Below are 19,324 nucleotides of genomic sequence, written 5' to 3' on the forward strand. Positions count from 1 at the left end.
CACAAAAGCCGGAGCGAACTCCGGCTTTTGTGTGACTGCTATTTATTTTACATTGCTTGCGCTTGAGTCACTGGAGCTTGCTTCTTATCAAGCGAGCCCGACCACGACGTTAGTAGCCATGCAAACACAACGATCAACCCACCTATCCAAGGTGTATCAGTAAGTTGCATGTTTTCTACCACGCTACCACCGATAATTGAGCCTATCGCAATACCCACATTAAATGCTGCAATGTTTAGCCCTGAAGCTACATCTACCGCGTTTGGTGAGTGCTTTTCGGCCAGTTGCACCACGTACACCTGCAAGCCTGGCACGTTACCAAATGCGAACGCTCCCCAGACTAATACGGTTAGTACGGCAGTAATTGGGTTGCCTGCGGTAAAGGTAAAAATAAACAGCACCAGTGCCAGCGCTGCGAAAATAAACTGCAAGGCTTTGACTGGGCCGTGTTTATCTGCAAGTTTACCCCCCCAGATATTGCCAAATGCCACTGACACCCCGTATACCAAGAGTATTAAGCTTATGGCACTAGCCGAAAAGCCTGACACTTGTTGCAGCATAGGTGCAAGGTAGGTAAAGGCGACAAATGTGCCACCATAACCCACTGCTGTCATAGCGTATACCAAGAGTAATCGTGGCTGAGTCAGTACTTTTAATTGCTGAGCAATCGTGGCTGGTGCAGATTTTTTCAGCTTATTTGGCAGTAAAATAGCGCTGCCGATAAGCGCAACTAATCCGAGTAAAGCGACAATTAAAAACGTTGCGCGCCATCCGAACATTTGCCCTATCCAAGTACCTAATGGCACACCTGTTACTAAAGCAACGGTCAAACCCGTGAACATAATAGCGATCGCGCTGGCTTCTTTGTCTTTGCTGACCAAGCTTGTGGCTATGGTTGAGCCAATTGAGAAAAACACCCCGTGAGCAAGGCCAGTAAGAATACGTGCGGTAATCAAAGACTCATAGCTTGGCGCTAGCCACGCCAGAATATTGCCCCCGATAAACAAAGACATAAGCGCGAGTAACACAACTTTACGGTTCCAGCGACCGGTTAAAGCGGTTAGCACTGGCGCGCCAATAGCAACACCTAAGGCGTAAAGACTGACCAACAGGCCAGCAGAAGGTAGTGATACGCTCAGGTCTTGAGCGATAGTAGGTACCAGCCCGACAATAACAAATTCGGTGGTACCAATAGCGAAGGCACTTAAAGTTAAGGCCCATAGAGCAAGTGGCATAGTAAGACTCCGTAATGATTCTAAAAACGCCGTCTTGTGAAATAACAAGACGAGCAGTGAATTTACGCAGTAGTATGCCGTTATAAATTATTGTGAAAAACACCAGTAATTGCAAAATACTTTATCGAAATAAACAACAATAGGCCTAACGATAGTCGCCTTATGGGGTGAATTTTACTATTTAGCGTGTGGCGAGTAGCCCAGCACTGGCGGTAACAAAAATGGCGGTATCGTTCATGGCCTTGCTAACCAACATAGCGCCTTCAAGCAAAGACAAGGTCGCAATAGCTTGCGCGTTCGCTGCTTGCTCAGAAGCACCATCCGCTTGTTGATACGCTTGGGTCAACCACTCAATATTTTGTTCAAAGAACCGCTGAGTTTGCGCTTTAACTTTCTCTGGCAGGCCGTCTGTTTCAGCACCTAGCAAACCGCAGAGGCACATTTTTTTGTCTTGGGTGAGTGCACATTGAAATTGCTGCAAATACACTTCAATAGGCTTTTTACCATCAGCAATAAGTATTTTAGGATCACCTAAATTGGTTAAGAAATTGTCTGTGTACTGACGGGCTAACTCAGCGCCTAAATCCGCTTTCGTGGGAAAGTGATAATGCACGCTAGAACTTTTAATGCCTATCTCATCTGCTAGCTCACGAAAACTAAAATTGCTATATCCGCCGGTTCGTACCTTCGCTTCTGCCGCTTTAAGTAGTTGCTGTTTCTTGCTCATATATGCTCCTGTTTCGGGCATTATCTATCAGTAGGTAAATAGGCACAAGCCAAGGCTACCATGCCTGTTTCATGGCTTTTGTTGTTAATAAACTGCAGTAAATTAAATAGATACTTAAATGGGATATTAGCCTGTGCAGCTGCATTGCTGGCTTTATAGCCATGAAAATAATCGCTGGGGTTTTAACAAACCTAACTCTTTGAAAAGATTCGTTAAAAATTACAGACCTCTCGCTTTTATAAAATACCTTAACTGAAAAACCTTGACAGGTTTTACACAGATCTTTATAACTACCTACCAGTAGATAGATAAAATACAAAGTATCTTTTAACGCTCATCAAAAAGATATTCATGATGCCTATGTGACTTTATCGAAATTACCAAACGTTAACCCAGCTTTAAAACAAAGCCTAAGAGAGACAAGCATGATCATTTATGACGTAGAAAACTTTCCAAACCCCCTTCGGGTACGTATTGCATTGGCAGAGAAAAATGCTCTCGATGCGGTCACCTTTCATCCGGTAGATGTAATGAACGGTGAGCATAGACGCGAGGCATTCTTAAATAAAAATCCCTTTGCCGGTGTACCTGTGTTGGAATTAGACGATGGTACTTATATCGCTGAATGCACAGCCATTACCGAATACATAGATCATCACTTTGCCGGCCCCTCCCTAACTGGCGAAACGGCCAAAGAACGGGCAGTGATAAGTATGATGCAGCGCCGCGCAGAAACCCAAGTGCTTGATGCTATTGCCACCTACTTTCATCACGCGACTGATGGTTTAGGCCCTGCATTGGAAACCTATCAAAATATTGACTGGGGACAAAAGCAGCATACCCGAGCACTCGCAGGCTTGGCTTACTTTGATAATATATTGGCTGAACAACCCTATGTAGCTGGAGAAGCGTTTACCATGGCGGATATTACTCTGTGGTGCGGACTGGTCTTCGGTGGATTTTGTAATGTCAGCATTCCTGGCGATTTAACACATTTACAAGCATGGTACGAACGCGTAGCAAAGCGCCCTAGTATTGCAGCATAGCTCAGCGCCCACTGACGTTTGAATTAATGCCAATCCGCATCAAAAAGTAGACAGGAGCCAGAAAATGAACATAAATGCCGATTTCAGCCAGCGCGTTGTAGTACATAGCCAGCAGCAACCTTGGGTTGCATCACCTATGCCTGGGGTTGATCGCAGGCCACTTGATCGCGTTGGCGATGAAGTGGCTCGTGCAACGACTATAGTGCGCTATGCGCCGGGCAGTGAATTTTCACCCCATGTACATACCGGTGGTGAGGAATTCATCGTGCTCGATGGCGTATTTCAAGATCAGCATGGTGACTTTCCTGCTGGCTCCTATATTCGAAACCCTCCTCAATCGTCACATAAGCCTGGCTCAGATGAAGGCTGCATCATTTTCGTAAAACTATGGCAATTTAACCCAGATGACAGGCAACACGTCAATGTACCGGCTCGGGTAGATAGCACGGTAGTATCAAACGAATTTATGCCACCAGCCATAGGCAATGTATGCAAAGAATTGTATCGCGATGAATTTGAAGTAGTTAGCGTGTATGAGCTAGCGCCTAATAGCGTGCTGGAACTAGGAGCCGCTAAGGGCCTAGAAGCATTAGTGCTTGATGGTGAATTTCATGAAAGGAGTGACACGCTAGAAAAGCATAGCTGGCTGCGCTTACCCATAGGCAGCAGCTTACATGGCAGAGCGGGGGAAAAAGGCGCAAGAATGTGGATAAAAACCGAACACTTACCATTCGTAGACGAACAGATCGCCCGAGTAAAAAACACCTAAGTTCACACAAAGAAGGCCCAAGGGACTTGGGGCTAGGAACAAGGAACAAGGAACAAGGAACAAGGAACAAGGAACAAGGAACAAGGAACAAGGAACAAGGAACAAGGAACAAGGAACAAAGAATGCAGCATGAAGAGTGAAAAGAAAAATTAATTACAGGCTGCAAAGCGCACAAATTGGAGTTAAGAAAAACGCATTTTCGCCTTGCTCATTAGCTATGTTATTAATTTTAGTTCCGGCCCCAAAATATAAAGAAAAATATAGAGACACCCTTTGCAAAAACCTCAAGTAAATTTAGTAATTATAAAGACAGCCATCTTTATAAGCGTCAAAACCGATTCAATTATGCTTTAACGTTGCTATTCAATCGTATGAATTCAACGTGATAAAAAGTAACCGGAATTTTAAGCTGACCATTTGGTTGTTTTCACACAGTGTCAGGGTGATTGAGGAAAAATTGGACGAGCTTAAGTAGAATTTAGCCAAGCGCCCGCCTCACAAGCTGTGCATTAAGTGTATTTGTTGAGATTAGTTGATAAAGTTCAGGCGCGCTTTAGCAGCTCTTTTGCTTTGCCCATCCCCCGTATTCGTTGATGATGAGTATGGCGCTTAAAGGCATTCATCATTTGCTCTGCACCTGCTGCGTAGCAGAAGTGTTTTTCAAACTCAGTGGTTAAGGCTAGCCACTGTGCTGAGTCTAATCCTAGTCTTTCTAGAATAGGGCTTTGAGTGTTATCGATATAACCAGGCTTGTCATCACGAATACAGCGACCGGTGGTATCGATAAGCTCACAGTAGTCTTTGAGGGCGTAAGCGATTCCGTGGGGCATATTTTCTCTTGAGCTTCCCGCAAAGGGCATTAGCGTGCTTGGTTGAGCGTGGTGATGTTTAGCGGCGTGAATGCGCTTTTTGATGCTGGTGTGTTTTGCTGTTTCAGGTGTTTTGGCTATTTTCGCTCTAATCGGGTTTAAATCCACATAGGCCATACACGCTAGTACTGCACTTTCATCTAATAAGGCTTGTGATTTAAATCGCCCTTCCCAAAACCTACCGGTGCAGTCATCTTCTTTATTGGCTTGACGGGCAATGTGCTCATTCAAGTCACGCATAAACCAGCTAATGTCGTATAAGCGTTTTCTGTAGATTTCAACGGTATCATCAAGGGTGATTAACTCCCCTTGGGTTAGAGAATCTCCGTTTACAAATTTTTGCGTGAGTAACGTACCTTTATGAAGCGTATGATAACGCTTTAGTACCGATTCGGTATCCCAGTTATCAGCCAGGGTTTTATCCACACAAAGCACCACATGGGTATGATTGCTCATCACTGCATAAGCGCATATGTCGATAGCAAACACGGTCGATAAAAACAACAAACGCTTCTCTACCCAACCACGACGATGCTCATAGCTTTGCCCTGTCAGCGTGTTAGTACCACATAAGAAAGACTGGCGTACACAACGGGAAACACAGTGGTAATAAGGCGTATCGACTAAGCTGATTTGGCTTTTTCGTGACTGAGGCATAACAGTCGACTCAATAAAATGGAACACGCATCAAGTGTAGTTTAGGGGTGAAAATTAACCATTTTTATAATGGGTGTCATTGTATTTAGTTTAGGTTGCAAAATTAAACATTTTTAACATGGGGGTCTTGATAATTTTATACATAAAAAAACACCCGCCGAAGCGGGTGTTTTTTATGTCACTAACCTTGCGCAAAATTATGCGTTGCTAGGTTTGTCGTTTGTTTTTAGCATATCAACAACGTTTTTCACGTCATTAGTATTTTCAGCGATTTTAATCGCTAACTGACGTTCAGCGTCTGTATCTACTGTACCTGAAAGGGTTACTTCACCCATTTCAGATTCCACGTCGATGTCCATGCCACTTACTTCTGACTCGAACATTAAACGGGTTTTGACTACCGTTTCGATTTTGGCGTCGTTCAGGCTTTGCATCACTTCGCCGTCGTCTTCGCCGTTCATTTCTTCGCTAACGGTCAACTGGTTGTCTACGTCAGCAACACCATCAAGCGACATGACAAGCTCAGTGGCTAAGGCTTTATCAACTTCACGGTCAACTTTGCCCGTTAGGATAACTTTACCGTTTTTAACATCTGTATTGATGTCGAACGAATCAAGATTACCGTTTAGCATCAATGTGGTTTCGGCTTTGCCGTCAATCCAGGCATCGCTCGCTGAGTCCTTCCAAGTATTCTCTGCATTCGCAGCTAAAGATGCAGTTCCAAGTGAAGCGGCTACTAATACTGAAATGATTGAATTTTTCATAAATATCTCCTTTTTAAGATTCACAGTATTTAATGCCAGTTCAATGCCAACAGCATAAGTAGTTGTATTGAATGAATTTATTTTCAATTCGTTACTTTTACAGCGGTGCAACTAGTGAAAATTATTACCAAAGTCTTGTAAATAGTTCTTTAGCAATTCTTGAGCTTTAGTGTTGATGTAATACCAATCAGCATTGATTAGTGCCCCTTAGAATGAGTTCAGTGGTTTTTCATTAAGGCGTCGCTATCTAGTAATGGTTGTTCTCTTTCAAATCGTTCTCTTTTAAATAGTCAGCTTTAAATAGTGAGACCTTTGAATGCAAGGACCCTAGAGCAAAAGTCGCTGGGCATTCTTTTCAGGCGAGCTGCAAAGGGGTTTCGCAGGGTTGCATGACTTCGAAACAGCACAATTATTCATTCAGTCATGTGCCTTGCTTATGCCCTTATACACTCTCGCTGAATGATCACGGTATTAACGTGGAACAGCATAAATTCGCTATGCATTGAGGGTTGTACGCCTCTTTATCTTGACCTATAAAACACAAAAACGCCCCTAACACGAAATGCTAGAGGCGCTTTAAGTACTGCGTACTTTGCTGTAACCCAATAGTAGTTAAGCGACTAGGCTTCTACGCATGGTTACCAATCTGGCGCAAAATCAGGGTCAACAATACGTTCTTGAGGTTCAATCGCATCTATTTTCTCTATCTCTTCTGCGGTTAACATCATTTGTTTTGCCGTGAGGTTGTCTCGCATATGTTCTACGTTAGTAGACGAAGGGATCGCTACGATCTTTTTGTGACTCAACCAAGCCAGCGCAACAGCAGAAGGAGTAGTGTCATGCTCTTTAGCAATCGCATTTAACACATCGTTTTCCATCACCTTACCCACACCCAAAGGCATATAAGCTGTCACTTGAATGTTATTTCGTTGACAGTAGGCCACTAATTCTTTGTTTTGAAAGTTGGGATGCACTTCTATCTGATTAGTCAAAATATGATCTTTGCCAAGTATGGCTAGGGCTTCATCAAGCTGACTTTGGGTAAAGTTAGACACACCAATATGCTCTGTTAAGCCTCGCTCTTTACACGCTTTGAGCTCTTGCAAATATTCGCTCATAGGCACCTTGTCCTCAGGTGACGGCCAGTGAATGAGTAGCAAGTCGACGTAGTCAGTATTGAGTTGAGTTAGGCTATTTTGCACACTGGTAATAAACTTATCTGCGCAGAGGTTTTCAAACCAAACCTTGGTCGTCACGAAAAGCTCATTTCTTGGAAGTGTTGAGGCTGATATAGCATCCCCTACTTCTGCTTCATTCTCATATGCCTGCGCAGTGTCGATATGACGGTAGCCAACATCAAGGGCGTTCTCTACCGCCATTTTTGCTTCATCGCCTTTTAAACGATAGGTGCCAAAACCCGGGGTAGGTAGTGAAAAAGTGTGCATGAATCAGTCCTTCTTCTGTGGCGAAAGCCAAAACTGGCTTTGCGCGTTAACTAAGTAGCGTAATTGCATTCGAATACCATGCCACTTACTAACGCACTGAATTACATTATCTTTTTCAGATTGCTGCTAGTACTGGGGGAAAAAAGTGAAATATTTGCACGCCCGCGTGAAGTCATTACTGCCCAGCGGGCTCACAAAAACGAAACGTACAACACATCAAAATGCTTGCTAAAAGCTAATCATTTTCTAGATGGCGCTTAATGTCGTCTAGGCGTTTTTTGATGTCTTGCCAGTCTTGTTGCCCTAATAAGGATTCACTCTGAATTTGCTCAATCATTTGCGCTTGCTGACGCACAAACTGACGATGCTCAGCAGCTTGGCTAAAAGACAAAATGCTGCTCAAGCCCTCTAGCAATCGTATGGTCACGGCTAAGCTATCTTTGGAGTACTGACGAATTTGATTAAAAGCGGCCTCTCCTAGTCCGGCATACTCTACAGGTTTGCACTGTAAGCGTATTACCCCTTCTTCATCTTCATAGGTTTGGGGTGGGAACGTTTTGGCGGTTAAATCACATAGCACTGCACTTAATTTATCCACTACCGTGACCGCTGTGTAGGGGTCGTTGATGCCTGGTGATAGTGCCCGAACTGCTATTTCCACTAATTGGCGAATCGCAAACTCTGCGTCTTGTATAGGTGTTCGATGAGCTCCTAAGCGCACTAAGTCGGTGATTTTATGTGTCGCACAGCCAAGCTTGGGCTGATGGAAATATGCCGCGCCAAGCACAGTTCCTTTGACCACAAAATCGCCCGGCATTACATACATGCGCAAGGCCATGTCGGTCTCTTTCGCGAGTGATTGAAGTTGTGCTAAGTCTAGTGTTTGTACGTAGCCGCTGTTGAGTGAATGTATCTCTTGCTGATTTGGATAAACTTGGCTGAAATTGGGCGTCTGTAAATCAACATCAGCATCGCTTTGTGCCGTGTGTTGCTCATCATCTTTAGGAAATAAGCGCTCAATAATTTCGTTAAGTTCGCAATACACATTGTCGATTACATTATCCGCTTGGATCGCTCTAGCCACATGATGAATAAAATAAATTAAAACGCCAACGCCCAGTATGGCTAACAACACCGAGGTTAGAATACTGAAGCCAGGAACAAAGCTTTGTTGCTCAAATGATTTGGTGGCTTGAATGATGAGCAAACAATAAATAAAAGTAGATAAGAAAAAGCCCAGCACGCACTGCGTGCCTGTATCCATCATGAAATTTCGAATCAATCTTGGTCCAAACTGAGACGAAGCAAGACTAAGCGCAACCACAGTGATGGAAAAAGCGATACTGGTAACGGTAATCATCGCAGTGGCTATGGTGGTCAGAAGCGCTCTGGCTGATTCAGGGGACGTTTCATAAAAGCCTGCCAGTATTTTAAGTTCACTGTCAGCGCCAAATCGGTCAAATGCTAACCCTAATTGAGATGATACTATGGCCAGTAAGGCCATAATCGAAGGAACAAACCAAAAGCTGGTTCGTATGGTTTCCCAAAGCGTGATAATCCGTGTATTCATCTCATTCCTTTACTAACAAGACTTGAGTTGCTGGTAGTCGCTGGCAAATGTGACCAGTTTACCTTCTGCATTGTAGGCCAGCTAGGCAAGGTATTTATGAGTCTTTATTGGCGTTTCTTTTTTTCACTAGCACCATAGCAGCCCCAAGTACGATAATCACGAAAAGCCCAAAGGCGGCCAGAAATGTGGTTAAGAAGCCTCCACCACTCGTGCCGGTTAAGCCGACAATAACACCAATAGAGACGATTAAAACGATCATAGTAATTTGCATTAACATGTTGAATTCTCCTGGGCAAATTTTGCCACGGTTATTCGTTTAACCTCACCTGATGTAAAATGTGCCGTGCTGGCCTTTACATAACTCATACCCACTACCCTGTGAGGTTGATTTATAAACATTAAAAAAGGGGTGCAAGCACCCCTTTTAACACTAAAGCTCGTTATGAGCCTTTAGGGCATATTAACAATCGTTGTCGTCAGCGCCTGCGCCGTCTTTAACATCTTCACACGCGTCTTCGATTGCGTTACCGGTGTCAGTTACCATTTCGTCAACTTTTTCACCCGCTTCTTCCGCGTTGTTATCGTTACAAGCAGTCACTAATGTTAGTGAGCTGAAAACCATCGCTAAAAGAGTAAATTTTTTAAGTAAGTTCATAATGAATCTCCGTCCTGTTTTTATAAATAAATTGTGTGTTGTATATTTAGACTTTAGGGCCTTTACCGCGAATAGCATTCGCTACAAGCGACAGTACCAATAGAATCAAAAATATAAAGAATATGATTTTTGCAATTCCTGCTGCTGTTCCTGCGATTCCGCCGAAACCCATTACGCCAGCTAAGATTGCGATAATTAAAAACGTTAATGCCCAACCCAACATAATAATCTCCTTAAATATTCAAATTTCTTTTTACAACTCGTTTTGAAGTTGTGCTTCAAGTCGTATTTGAAAATTTCTTCAAATTTGGATGTCGAGTAACTTAATGCGCTATTCATGCCACACCAACAAACCACCATAAGCCATTGAATTTAAAGAGTTATATTTATATTAATTAAATGACGTAAGATCGAGATGTAACGAAAAGTTGAAATAATTACAATTAGAAAAGGAACAAGTTTCTTGATCTGTGCCCCTTTCTTACGCCCTTACTTTAGGCAAAGCTCAGTTAAGAGTGGAAAGTGATCTGACCCAATTTCAGGTAACCGTGACAAGCTCACCAAGGCAAAATCATCACTATGAAACATATGATCGAGTGGCCAGCGCGCAAATACATGTTGCGCATGGAAGGTATTAAACGCCCCGCGCCCAATACGCGGGTCACATAAGCCGCTGATCCGTAAAAATGCTTGGGTGGTAGGTGACCATGCCACGTCATTTAGATCGCCACTGACAAGAACCGGCAGTGCACTTTCGCTGTCGTTTTGAGCTATTTCCTTAGCCAGTCCTAGTAGTTCAATATCGCGCTCTGTGGCTTCCTCATTTTCCGTTGGACTTGGAGGAGCAGGGTGAACAAAGTGACATCTAATCTGTTCACCACTTTCCAAAGTTGCTATGCAATGCACAGAGGGCACGCCCTTTTCTACGCGTTCTGCGGTTGTAATCTCACTTAGTGGCAGGCGGCTGAAAATATGCATACCGTAAAGGTTCTCTAACGGTATGTTAACCCTGTAAGGGTAAGCTCCATGCAGCGGACCTAATGCGTCTTGCCACCACTGATTACTTTCTAGTGTAACCAAAATATGCGGCTGCTCTTGTTCCACTAGCTTGATTAGCTTGGGTGCCTCGCGGTTAGTCATCAGTACATTGGCGTTAATAATTTTAATACTACGCTTAGGATCAGGTTGCTCCATCACCTTCACACTGGGTTTAACGATAGTCGTGTAGGGTAATATCCAATAAATTTGATAGCCTAACGCGAACAAATTAACCAGTATCAGCCCCGCCATATAGGTCAGATTGGCATGATAAAGTCCCCCTATCGCTACTAGGTTAACGGCTGTCAACACGGCGATTTGCAAGCGCGGAAACTCCCACACTCTAACAACCCAGTGATCGCTTGGCAGAAGCGGAACAAAGGTCAGTAGCAATAAGACACAGGTTACTATGATAAAGGTGGTAAACATCTTCGCTCTCGCTTTTAGTCAAAGGTGGCAGTGGTACTCATGAAATATTAACCCAAGGGGTTTAATGTTTACGCTGTACAGCAAACTGTTGCTGGCGATCATTAGTCCCTGTTGATAGAGGCAGTGTGACGGTTTCATCAACTTTAATATCAAGGGATTTAATGAATGCATTTCTAATAATAGCCCCTATTGCAGGCCATAATGGTGTTTCAATATCATCGATATTCCCCTCTAAGGGAATACGCGTAGCGACAAGATCTTTGTTACCACCTTCGAATAACTCAGCTATGCCGCCAGTAACAGCCTCAAACAACCATTGAAAAGGGTTATCACCGTCTTGCACCACGTCTTCTTGCCAATCAAATACAGATAAGTCGTAGACCCCCGCTTTTACATAACCACTGACTACTCCCTGCTTTGCGGCAAACTCCATGGCAAAGTCAAGCTGTCCGGCTTCCACATCAAACGGTGAATAGAAACTAATTAAGTGGTCTATGTGCATCATAGGCAGACGCTGCATTTCAACATCTAAGTTAAACGTCGGTTTTTGTGCATAAGGATCATAAGATCCAGAGAGTGACAGCGGACAAACGCCTGCTATTTCGGCAGTGATCCGCATGTTGGTAACCAGTGAACCTGAGCGCGCTTTACTGTTGGTCAGATTGGTAATTTGCCCATGTATATCTTGAATTTCGCTGTGGGTTTTACGCTCGTTACTGATTGTTTCGAACATCAATTTACCATCAATAATATCTATCCGGTCGATGGAAAACGGCACGAGTTTATTGGCTAAGGTAATCCAGGTTTGTTCATCTTGTACGTCATCATTTACTTCCTCTTCTTCACCTGCGGTATCAGCATAATAAAACTGCGGTTTTAAAAAGGTCATTTCTGATACTATGCTGCCACGAAATAACGCCGACCATAAAACCGATATATCTAATTGCTGAATTTTAATCAGCGGTTTTTGTAAGCCCCCATCGACAAGATTCAGCTCAATGTCTTGGACTTGATAAGCACCACGATACAAAGCGATATCCACATCGCCCACGTGACCGCTTAGGCCGGGTGTGCTGGCAATCGCATAATTAACACCTTTCTCAACCGCGTATGGCGCCAATAAACGCAATACAACGATAATAGCTACCAAGCATATGGCAGTGATCACGGTTTTACGTGTACCAGACCTCATCGTTAGCTCCTGAGAAAATGAGCAATTACCCGCTACTAAGGCGGGTAATTGCTGGTGACTGTCATTGCGATCGAATAACAATGCATTGTGGTAAAACTTACATCAGACTGAGTGCATTTCTACCACTTCAGCAAGCGCGTTCTGCACTGCGAGTGCAAAATATTCTATCGTTTAGCTATGATCCAAACCGCATGGATAATGCCTGGAATATATCCCAACAAGGTTAATAGGATATTTAGCCAGAACGCTCCAGCAAGACCTACCTGCAGGAAAACACCTAGAGGGGGAAGTAAAATTGCGATCAATATTCTTAGTAAATCCATAATAACACTCCTGTTTTATCTATATGGTTTGTAAATGCCAATTTGCCAAATAGCGAAAAATTTTCGGTATTTAAAAGCAATTGTCTCAACTCGTTACGCAATTACTGTTCCGGCTTGTCAAACCACCGAAAATTAAGCTTATTTATTCTCCAAATCTTCTGGTCTCGTATCTGCCACAACCGCCCCTCGGCTGCCCGCCTTTTTTGCGTATCCATGGGTGCTGTCTTCTTGTGTTTGGTGCTCCATAGCGGCATTGAACTCGGCTCCTAGCAAGATGATAAAAGCCGTTAAGTAAAACCACATTAGTAAAACAACCACACTACCAAGTGAGCCGTACGTTTTATCGTACTGCCCAAATTGGCCTAAGTAATAGGAAAACCCTACAGAGAACATGACCCAAGTTACACTCGCCAGTATCGAGCCAGGCGTTACCCACCGCCACTTGGCCGATGAACGATGCGGCCCATAGCGATAGAAGGAAGCTAACGCTAAATTAAAAACAATCGCCAGAAATGGCCAAGTGATGAGCTTAACGAAGAAACTGCTGTGCTCCTTGAGGCCAATTTGATTAAGAAGAATGGGTAACAAGGCGATGGCCAACAACGCTCCGGCCAGCACTAACACTGCACTTAAGGTCAAAACAACGCGCATGACAAGCATCATAATCAATCCACGTTTTTCACGCTGATCGTACGTAATATTACTCGCGGTCACCATCGCTTGAGCCCCTTTACTGGCGCTCCATACAGCGAATAACGTACTAAATACCACGCTCGCACTTAATTCAGCTTGAGATTTATTAATGATGTTGCTGATCTGCTTTTGAATGATCTCTCTGCCCTGGGCAGGCACCACGCCAATCAAACTGTTCAAATGTTGCTGTAATTCATCTGGCGATACCACTAAGCCATACACAGAAACAAATGCGGCAAGCATGGGGAAAATAGCCAGTAAAAAATAAAAACCGACCCCAGCGGCAATCAATGACAGGTTGTCATCGAGCATTTTTTTCACGGTACGTCGTAAAATATCCCACCATCCAACTAATGGGATGCCTTGGGGAGAAGTGGCGCTTTGTCCTCTGTTCGCTGTCACGGGCAAGTCCTTATTCGTTTGTTGCTATATGAGCGCTTGCGTGGCACCTATCTTGCGTTTGCTCGATTACTTGCTTCACGCAAAGTCCCGTCAAATGTCGTGTTGTTATTGCCAATTAACTGAGGTGCTAATTAAATGCAAACTCATACTCGTGTTAGTCAAATATCGGTTTCTTTGTTATTCACAGCTATCTGTTATGCCATTTTTATGCCTATCGCCTATGCACAGGCCCAAGCGCAAGAAGCTCCAGCGCGTGATGCAATATCAACCCAACCTTTAGATGTGTGGGCCGATGTCATTAACCTGTGGCAGCAATTCGTGTTAGCACTACCAATGTTGTCGCTCGGACTGGTGTTTTTCGTACTCTGTTACCTGCTAGCCAAGCCTGTTTCCACTTTACTTGTGAGGCCCATTGGCTACCTAAGTCAAAGTCAATTGATCAAGCTAGTTACGCGGCGCACCATAAGCTTGTTGATCATTCTGCTCGGGTTATATGTGTTCTTACGCTTCGCCGGTTTAAGTGAGTTTGCCATTGCCATTGTCAGCGGGACTGGGGTGATGGGCTTAATCTTAGGTTTTGCGTTTCGTGATATTGCGGAGAATTTTATTTCTAGCTTGCTACTAAGCGTGCAGAAACCTTTTAAAATTGATGATGTTATTGAGGTGCAGGGTCAACTCGGCATTGTGAAGCAGGTCACGGCAAGAGCGACCACCTTGGTTGACTTCGACGGTAACCATATTCAAATCCCAAACGCGACGATTTATAAAAATATCATACGCAACCTGACTGCCAACCCTAAGATGCGAGGTAAGTTTATTATTGGTATCGGTTATGACTCTAGTATTTTAGACGCACAACAACTAGCCACTAAGGTATTAGCGGCGCAGCCCACTATTTTGCAAGACCCAGAGCCGCAGGTTTTAGTCGATACGCTCGGCTCGTCTACGGTAAATCTACAAGTTTACTTCTGGATTGATGCCCAGCAATACAGTTTGCTCAAAGTGTCTTCGATGTTAATGCGCTTAATCATGCGCGAGTTCGAGAAAAACAACATCAGCATGCCAGATGATGCGCGTGAGATTATCTTTCCTCAGGGCGTACCGGTGCATCAATTGGCCGAGGCTGAGGGTCCCAAAGCTGTGCAGCTTGAAAGTAGCACTGTGAATAAACCGCTATCGCCTGCAATTGAACACGATATGCAAGACAGCGAGCACGTAGATGACTTAAGCAGTGACACTCACGACATACGTCAACAAGCCAAGCAAGCGCGCGACCCTGAGCAAGGACAAAATATTTTATAAATAATAAATGAAGTAGCGAAGGCCTTACTTCTCTTTTTTAAGCCAATAGCTTTGCCCTAAGCCGAGTAGTAAAAACACACTCATCAGGGCAATAATATGATGATCAATCATAGGGTAAATAACAGCATACACACCACCAAATGCCAGCAGCACATAGCCGACTATGGTATTTGCGGTGGCTACATATTCGGTGCGTGTATCGCCACTGGCTATGTCGAGAAGATAAGTTTTTCGAGCGGTACGAACGCCTGCATAACCTACTGAAAGTAAAAAGAATAACCCCACATTTAACCATAGTGAGCCAATATCAAAAAAGCAATAAAACGCGCTGCTAGCAAGCACACAAATGGCGCTGGCAATACGGATGGTTAGCACTGCACTTTTATCAGACCATGATCCCCATACATAAGAGGATAAAAAAGCCGCAAGCGCACTTGCAGCAATAAAATAGGGTAAGTGAAAGCTGCCATCTTGCCCGGTTGTAATACTGACAAAAAATGGTGCGATAAGCGCGCTGTGTAGTAATAAACAGCGGCTAATGATTAGGTGCATTAATGCCTTATCGCTTCTTAATGTGGTTAAGAATGACTGGCTTGGGTGTTTCTGATCAGATGTAACTCGGGCTCTTAGGGCAAGAGATAGTGGCAGGGTCGCCAAAAATAGCACGCTCGCACTGGCAATAATAATCAGTAACCAAGCCTGCTCAAATTGTGACTTGCCCAGAATTAGCACCCCAGCGCTAATCAAGGACAGTAAACCTGACAACCCACTGGCGATACCGACAAGTTTACCTCGTCGGCCTTTTTCGATTAATACCCCTTCCATGTCTTTCATGGTGAGTGAACAAATGGCTCGGCCCAGGCTAAGTATCAGTAATAAAATCAGCATAGATAAGCCCGCGCCAAATGAGCCCAACAGCGCCACAGAGGGCACCATAGCGAGGATCGCTAATGCTTGGACCAACACTCCTAGACGCCAAACACGCTCACGTCGAACAAAATGCTGAATACGCCGTTTTAACGGTAACTGAGGGATAAGCGAGCCGGACTCTCGTATTGGCACCAACAATGAGATCATCCAACTTGGGGCCCCCATACTCGTCATTATCCAAGGCAAGGTGGTTTTCGCGGATATTAAAATATCGGCTAACTTCGTCATGGTGGATATAACCACTAAGCGGATAAAAACGCTAAATTGCCTTTTTTTACTCACAGCTAGTCTCGTTTAACCACGTGCTATTTAAGCTTATTATGTTAATAAAGCCTAAACAGATCAATCGATACCAATCCGCATTAATAAGTGCCCCCTCAGAATCACTTATTAAAAGCAGAATGGAATTACTCTGGGTCTGTTTGCGGTAAACCCGCTTTATTGTGAAGTTGCTCTTTTGGTTCTTCCTCTTCTTTTTTCACGAGTAAAAACAGGCCGGTACCAATGATCGCCGCGATTACCGAGCCGGCTAATATGCCTAATTTTGCTTGGGCCAATAGTTGCGGATAGTTCGCAAAGCCTAGCGACGCGATAAACAACGACATGGTAAAGCCAACACCGGCTAAGCTTGCTAAAGCGATTATGTGGTGAAAGTTTAAGCCTTTGGGTAATCGCGCAAAATTACACTTCACGGCAAACCATGCAAACAAACTAATGCCGATGACTTTACCTAGCACTAAGCCACTGCCAACCGCTACAAACACCACTGACTCAAAGATTTTGTCCAGTTCGCTCGGTAATGCAACCCCCGCGTTAATAAAGGCGAAGATAGGCAAAATCATCAAACTAACAGGACGATTGAGCACATGACCCCAACGTTGAATAGGCGTGGTCGTCATAGCTGCAATATCTTGTGCTTGTTCGACTAATTCATGCTGCTCTTGCTGCTCTAAAATAGATTTATCTTCACGATCGTTTTTCTCGAAGCGGTTCAATACGCTACGCATATTGCGAGAAAACCAAGAACTTTGCGCGTAGGGTCGTGTCGGTACCGCTAATGCAGCCAATATACCTGCCGCGGTCGCGTGAACGCCTGATTGCAGCACAAACCACCACAGGAGTATTCCTCCTAACATGTAAAAGATAGGGCGGCGAAAACCCAAGAGATTCATCAGCATTAAGCCAAGCAGCGTTAAGCCCGCATAACCTAGTGAAACCAAATGAATGTTTTCAGTGTAAAACAAGCCAATCACTGCCACAGCGCCCATGTCATCGACTATGGCTAATGCTGACAGGGTAACCGCAGCTGAGCGCGGTGCCTTACTACCCAGCAGCGCCAAAATACCAAGTGCGAAAGCGGTATCTGTGGCCATAGGGATACCCCAACCACGCATGGCTACATCGGTGCCGGTCATGGCGATGCCAGCATAGATACACGCCGGAATAAGCATTCCCCCGACGGCCATGGCGATAACCAAACTTGAGTCACGAAAATCTTTTAGATCGCCCACTAAACATTCGTATTTAATTTCCAATCCGAGTAAGAAAAAGAACAGCACCATCAGGCCATCATTTACCCAAGTATGTAACGAATAACTAATCGCGAAATCACCAAGTGAAATGCTAAACGCCATATGACTTATGTCTTGGTAAATTTCATGCCACTGGGAATTAGCAATGAACATAGCCGCCATCGCTGCGAGTAGCAGGGTAATGCTCGCGGTGGCTTGGCTCTTAAAAAATTGCTCAAATGAGAATATGAAATGATTGAACTTTCGCTCGAGCGGGGCGAGCTCGCGATCTCGGTCTTTAAGTGGATTCATCGATAAATGCTCTTAAGGTGACAACGGATATAGGCTGATCATGAAGCGATAACGGAAATAACAAACGGGGCGAATGCTGCGCACTCGCCCCGTTTAGTTTAATAATCTCTGATTTGCTAAGCATGCTCACCGGTTGTAATGACTATAGATAGCCTCGATGATGCAGGAAGCTAGCCAACCTCGGCCGGGTTAGCTATGTCGATAGAAGGAGCTATGCCCGTACTTGCCCCGTGCCACTGACTAGGTATTTTTCAGCGGTTAGAGATTCAAGACCCATAGGGCCGTAAGCATGTAGTTTAGTCGTCGCGATGCCGATTTCAGCACCTAAGCCTAATTCACTACCATCTGAAAAACGCGATGACGCATTCACCATGACCACAGACGCATCTACTGTGCGCTGAAAACGCTTGGCGGTTAACTCATTCTTAGTACAGATAACTTCTGTGTGATGGCTACCAAAGCGCGATATATGCTCAAAGGCGGCGTCAAGGTCATCAACAATACCCACTGCAATTTCAAGATCTAAGTATTCTTCACCGAACGCATCATCTTCTATGACTGTTGGGTTTTCAAAGTAACCAGCAGCTTTGGCACTGGCATTAATCTTAACTTGTTTGCTTTGTAATGCTGCGGCTGCAAGTGGTAAAAATGAGTCCGCAATATCTTTATGTACAATCAAACCTTCTAGTGCATTACACACGCCAGTACGATGGGTCTTACCGTTGACCAACAAATCTATAGCAGTCTGTAAATCTGCGTCTTTGTCTATGTAAAGATGACACACCCCTTTGAAGTGCTGAATAACAGGTATTTTACTGTTGTCAGTTACGTGACGAATTAATCCTTCACCACCGCGCGGAATAATCACGTCGATATACTCGTCTTGTTGCATCAGCTCCATCATCAACTCGCGGTCGGGATCCGGTACCACTGTGATTAATTCAACGGGTAAATTGTGCTTTTGCAAGACGTCTTGTAAAACAGCGGCAATTGCTTTACTGCTTCCTAAAGCTTCTTTACCACCACGTAAAATAACCCCGTTACCAGATTTGAAACACAAGGCACCTGCATCTGCAGTTACATTTGGACGAGCTTCATAAATCATACACACCACACCTAATGGAATGCGCATTTTGCTGATCTTCAAGCCATTGGGGCGCTCACCCACAACACGCTCAAGACCTGCTGGGTCGGGTAAAGACACTATGGTTTCAATACCGGCCGCCATGCTTTCAACACGTTCTTCATTTAACGTTAAACGGTCGATCATAGCTGCACCTAAACCGTCTTTCTCGGCTTGAGCAAGATCCATTTTGTTGGCTGCATAAATGACTTCTGCGTTGGTTCGCAGTGCATCTGCCATGTCTTGTAAAACTTGGTTTTTGGTTTTTTCGTCTAATACTGCAAGTACTTTTGCAGCTTTTGCTGCGTTTTGCGCTAATTCTTTAATCATGC

19 protein-coding genes are annotated in these 19,324 nt (G+C 44.2%); 3 read left to right on the forward strand and 16 right to left on the reverse strand.

What is annotated here, in order from left to right; translation table 11 throughout:
* Positions 1–47 precede the first annotated feature (47 nt).
* Positions 48–1,235 carry an MFS transporter gene (locus GCHA_RS04650; RefSeq protein WP_007985600.1) on the reverse strand — a complete coding sequence of 396 codons (1,188 nt, stop codon included), beginning with the start codon at positions 1,233–1,235 and terminating at the stop codon, positions 48–50.
* Positions 1,236–1,416: 181 nt separating this feature from the next.
* Positions 1,417–1,962: a TetR/AcrR family transcriptional regulator gene (locus GCHA_RS04655; protein WP_007985601.1), complete on the reverse strand. Its 546-nt coding sequence runs from the start codon at positions 1,960–1,962 to the stop codon at positions 1,417–1,419.
* A gap of 425 nt (positions 1,963–2,387) precedes the next feature.
* On the opposite strand from GCHA_RS04655, the gene GCHA_RS04660 reads away from it, so the two are divergent.
* Positions 2,388–3,008 carry a glutathione S-transferase family protein gene (locus GCHA_RS04660; RefSeq protein ID WP_007985603.1) on the forward strand — a complete coding sequence of 207 codons (621 nt, stop codon included), beginning with the start codon at positions 2,388–2,390 and terminating at the stop codon, positions 3,006–3,008.
* A 64-nt stretch (positions 3,009–3,072) separates the two neighbouring features.
* Positions 3,073–3,777 (forward strand): cupin domain-containing protein, encoded by a 705-nt coding sequence (locus GCHA_RS04665; RefSeq protein ID WP_007985604.1) that lies wholly within the window; start codon positions 3,073–3,075, stop codon positions 3,775–3,777.
* 542 nt (positions 3,778–4,319) lie between these two features.
* Here GCHA_RS04665 and GCHA_RS04670 read toward each other — a convergent pair.
* From GCHA_RS04670 to GCHA_RS04720, 11 genes are all read right to left on the reverse strand, one after another.
* Positions 4,320–5,303 (reverse strand): hypothetical protein, encoded by a 984-nt coding sequence (locus tag GCHA_RS04670; RefSeq protein ID WP_007985605.1) that lies wholly within the window; start codon positions 5,301–5,303, stop codon positions 4,320–4,322.
* A gap of 197 nt (positions 5,304–5,500) precedes the next feature.
* Positions 5,501–6,067, reverse strand: coding sequence for a BON domain-containing protein (locus tag GCHA_RS04675; RefSeq protein ID WP_007985606.1), 567 nt, complete (start codon positions 6,065–6,067; stop codon positions 5,501–5,503).
* Between the two features lie 638 nt (positions 6,068–6,705).
* Entirely contained in the window at positions 6,706–7,512 is an 807-nt protein-coding gene (dkgB, locus tag GCHA_RS04680; RefSeq protein ID WP_007985607.1) for a 2,5-didehydrogluconate reductase DkgB, read from the reverse strand.
* Positions 7,513–7,747: 235 nt separating this feature from the next.
* On the reverse strand, positions 7,748–9,082 hold the full coding sequence (locus GCHA_RS04685) for a DUF2254 domain-containing protein (protein ID WP_007985609.1): 1,335 nt from the start codon (positions 9,080–9,082) through the stop codon (positions 7,748–7,750).
* Between the two features lie 94 nt (positions 9,083–9,176).
* Positions 9,177–9,359: a hypothetical protein gene (locus GCHA_RS04690; RefSeq protein ID WP_007985610.1), complete on the reverse strand. Its 183-nt coding sequence runs from the start codon at positions 9,357–9,359 to the stop codon at positions 9,177–9,179.
* A 183-nt stretch (positions 9,360–9,542) separates the two neighbouring features.
* Positions 9,543–9,737 (reverse strand): hypothetical protein, encoded by a 195-nt coding sequence (locus GCHA_RS04695; protein WP_007985612.1) that lies wholly within the window; start codon positions 9,735–9,737, stop codon positions 9,543–9,545.
* Between the two features lie 46 nt (positions 9,738–9,783).
* Positions 9,784–9,960, reverse strand: a complete 177-nt coding sequence (locus GCHA_RS22455; protein ID WP_007985614.1) for a DUF1328 domain-containing protein — start codon at positions 9,958–9,960, stop codon at positions 9,784–9,786.
* A gap of 266 nt (positions 9,961–10,226) precedes the next feature.
* A complete protein-coding gene (locus GCHA_RS04705) occupies positions 10,227–11,204 on the reverse strand; it encodes an endonuclease/exonuclease/phosphatase family protein (RefSeq protein WP_007985616.1) in 978 nt (325 codons plus the stop codon).
* Positions 11,205–11,265: 61 nt separating this feature from the next.
* Positions 11,266–12,396, reverse strand: coding sequence for a DUF748 domain-containing protein (locus tag GCHA_RS04710; RefSeq protein WP_007985619.1), 1,131 nt, complete (start codon positions 12,394–12,396; stop codon positions 11,266–11,268).
* Positions 12,397–12,560: 164 nt separating this feature from the next.
* Positions 12,561–12,719 (reverse strand): YqaE/Pmp3 family membrane protein, encoded by a 159-nt coding sequence (locus GCHA_RS22460; RefSeq protein WP_008305367.1) that lies wholly within the window; start codon positions 12,717–12,719, stop codon positions 12,561–12,563.
* A gap of 138 nt (positions 12,720–12,857) precedes the next feature.
* The gene (locus GCHA_RS04720) at positions 12,858–13,814 is read right to left on the reverse strand and encodes a YihY/virulence factor BrkB family protein (RefSeq protein WP_007985623.1); all 957 of its coding nucleotides are present in this window, start codon (positions 13,812–13,814) and stop codon (positions 12,858–12,860) included.
* 135 nt (positions 13,815–13,949) lie between these two features.
* Here GCHA_RS04720 and GCHA_RS04725 point away from each other — a divergent pair, with 135 nt between their 5' ends.
* On the forward strand, positions 13,950–15,116 hold the full coding sequence (locus GCHA_RS04725) for a mechanosensitive ion channel family protein (RefSeq protein WP_007985626.1): 1,167 nt from the start codon (positions 13,950–13,952) through the stop codon (positions 15,114–15,116).
* A gap of 24 nt (positions 15,117–15,140) precedes the next feature.
* Here GCHA_RS04725 and GCHA_RS04730 read toward each other — a convergent pair whose 3' ends face one another.
* The 3 genes from GCHA_RS04730 to GCHA_RS04740 all read right to left on the reverse strand — a co-directional run bounded on the left by GCHA_RS04730 (position 15,141) and on the right by GCHA_RS04740 (position 19,322).
* A complete protein-coding gene (locus GCHA_RS04730; protein ID WP_007985628.1) occupies positions 15,141–16,328 on the reverse strand; it encodes an MFS transporter in 1,188 nt (395 codons plus the stop codon).
* A gap of 125 nt (positions 16,329–16,453) precedes the next feature.
* Positions 16,454–17,869, reverse strand: coding sequence for a Na+/H+ antiporter NhaA (nhaA, locus tag GCHA_RS04735; RefSeq protein WP_007985630.1), 1,416 nt, complete (start codon positions 17,867–17,869; stop codon positions 16,454–16,456).
* A 211-nt stretch (positions 17,870–18,080) separates the two neighbouring features.
* The gene (locus tag GCHA_RS04740; protein WP_007985632.1) at positions 18,081–19,322 is read right to left on the reverse strand and encodes a glutamate-5-semialdehyde dehydrogenase; all 1,242 of its coding nucleotides are present in this window, start codon (positions 19,320–19,322) and stop codon (positions 18,081–18,083) included.
* Positions 19,323–19,324: the final 2 nt, after the last annotated feature.

This window comes from Paraglaciecola chathamensis S18K6 (assembly GCA_000314955.1).
Lineage (GTDB): Bacteria > Pseudomonadota > Gammaproteobacteria > Enterobacterales > Alteromonadaceae > Paraglaciecola > Paraglaciecola chathamensis.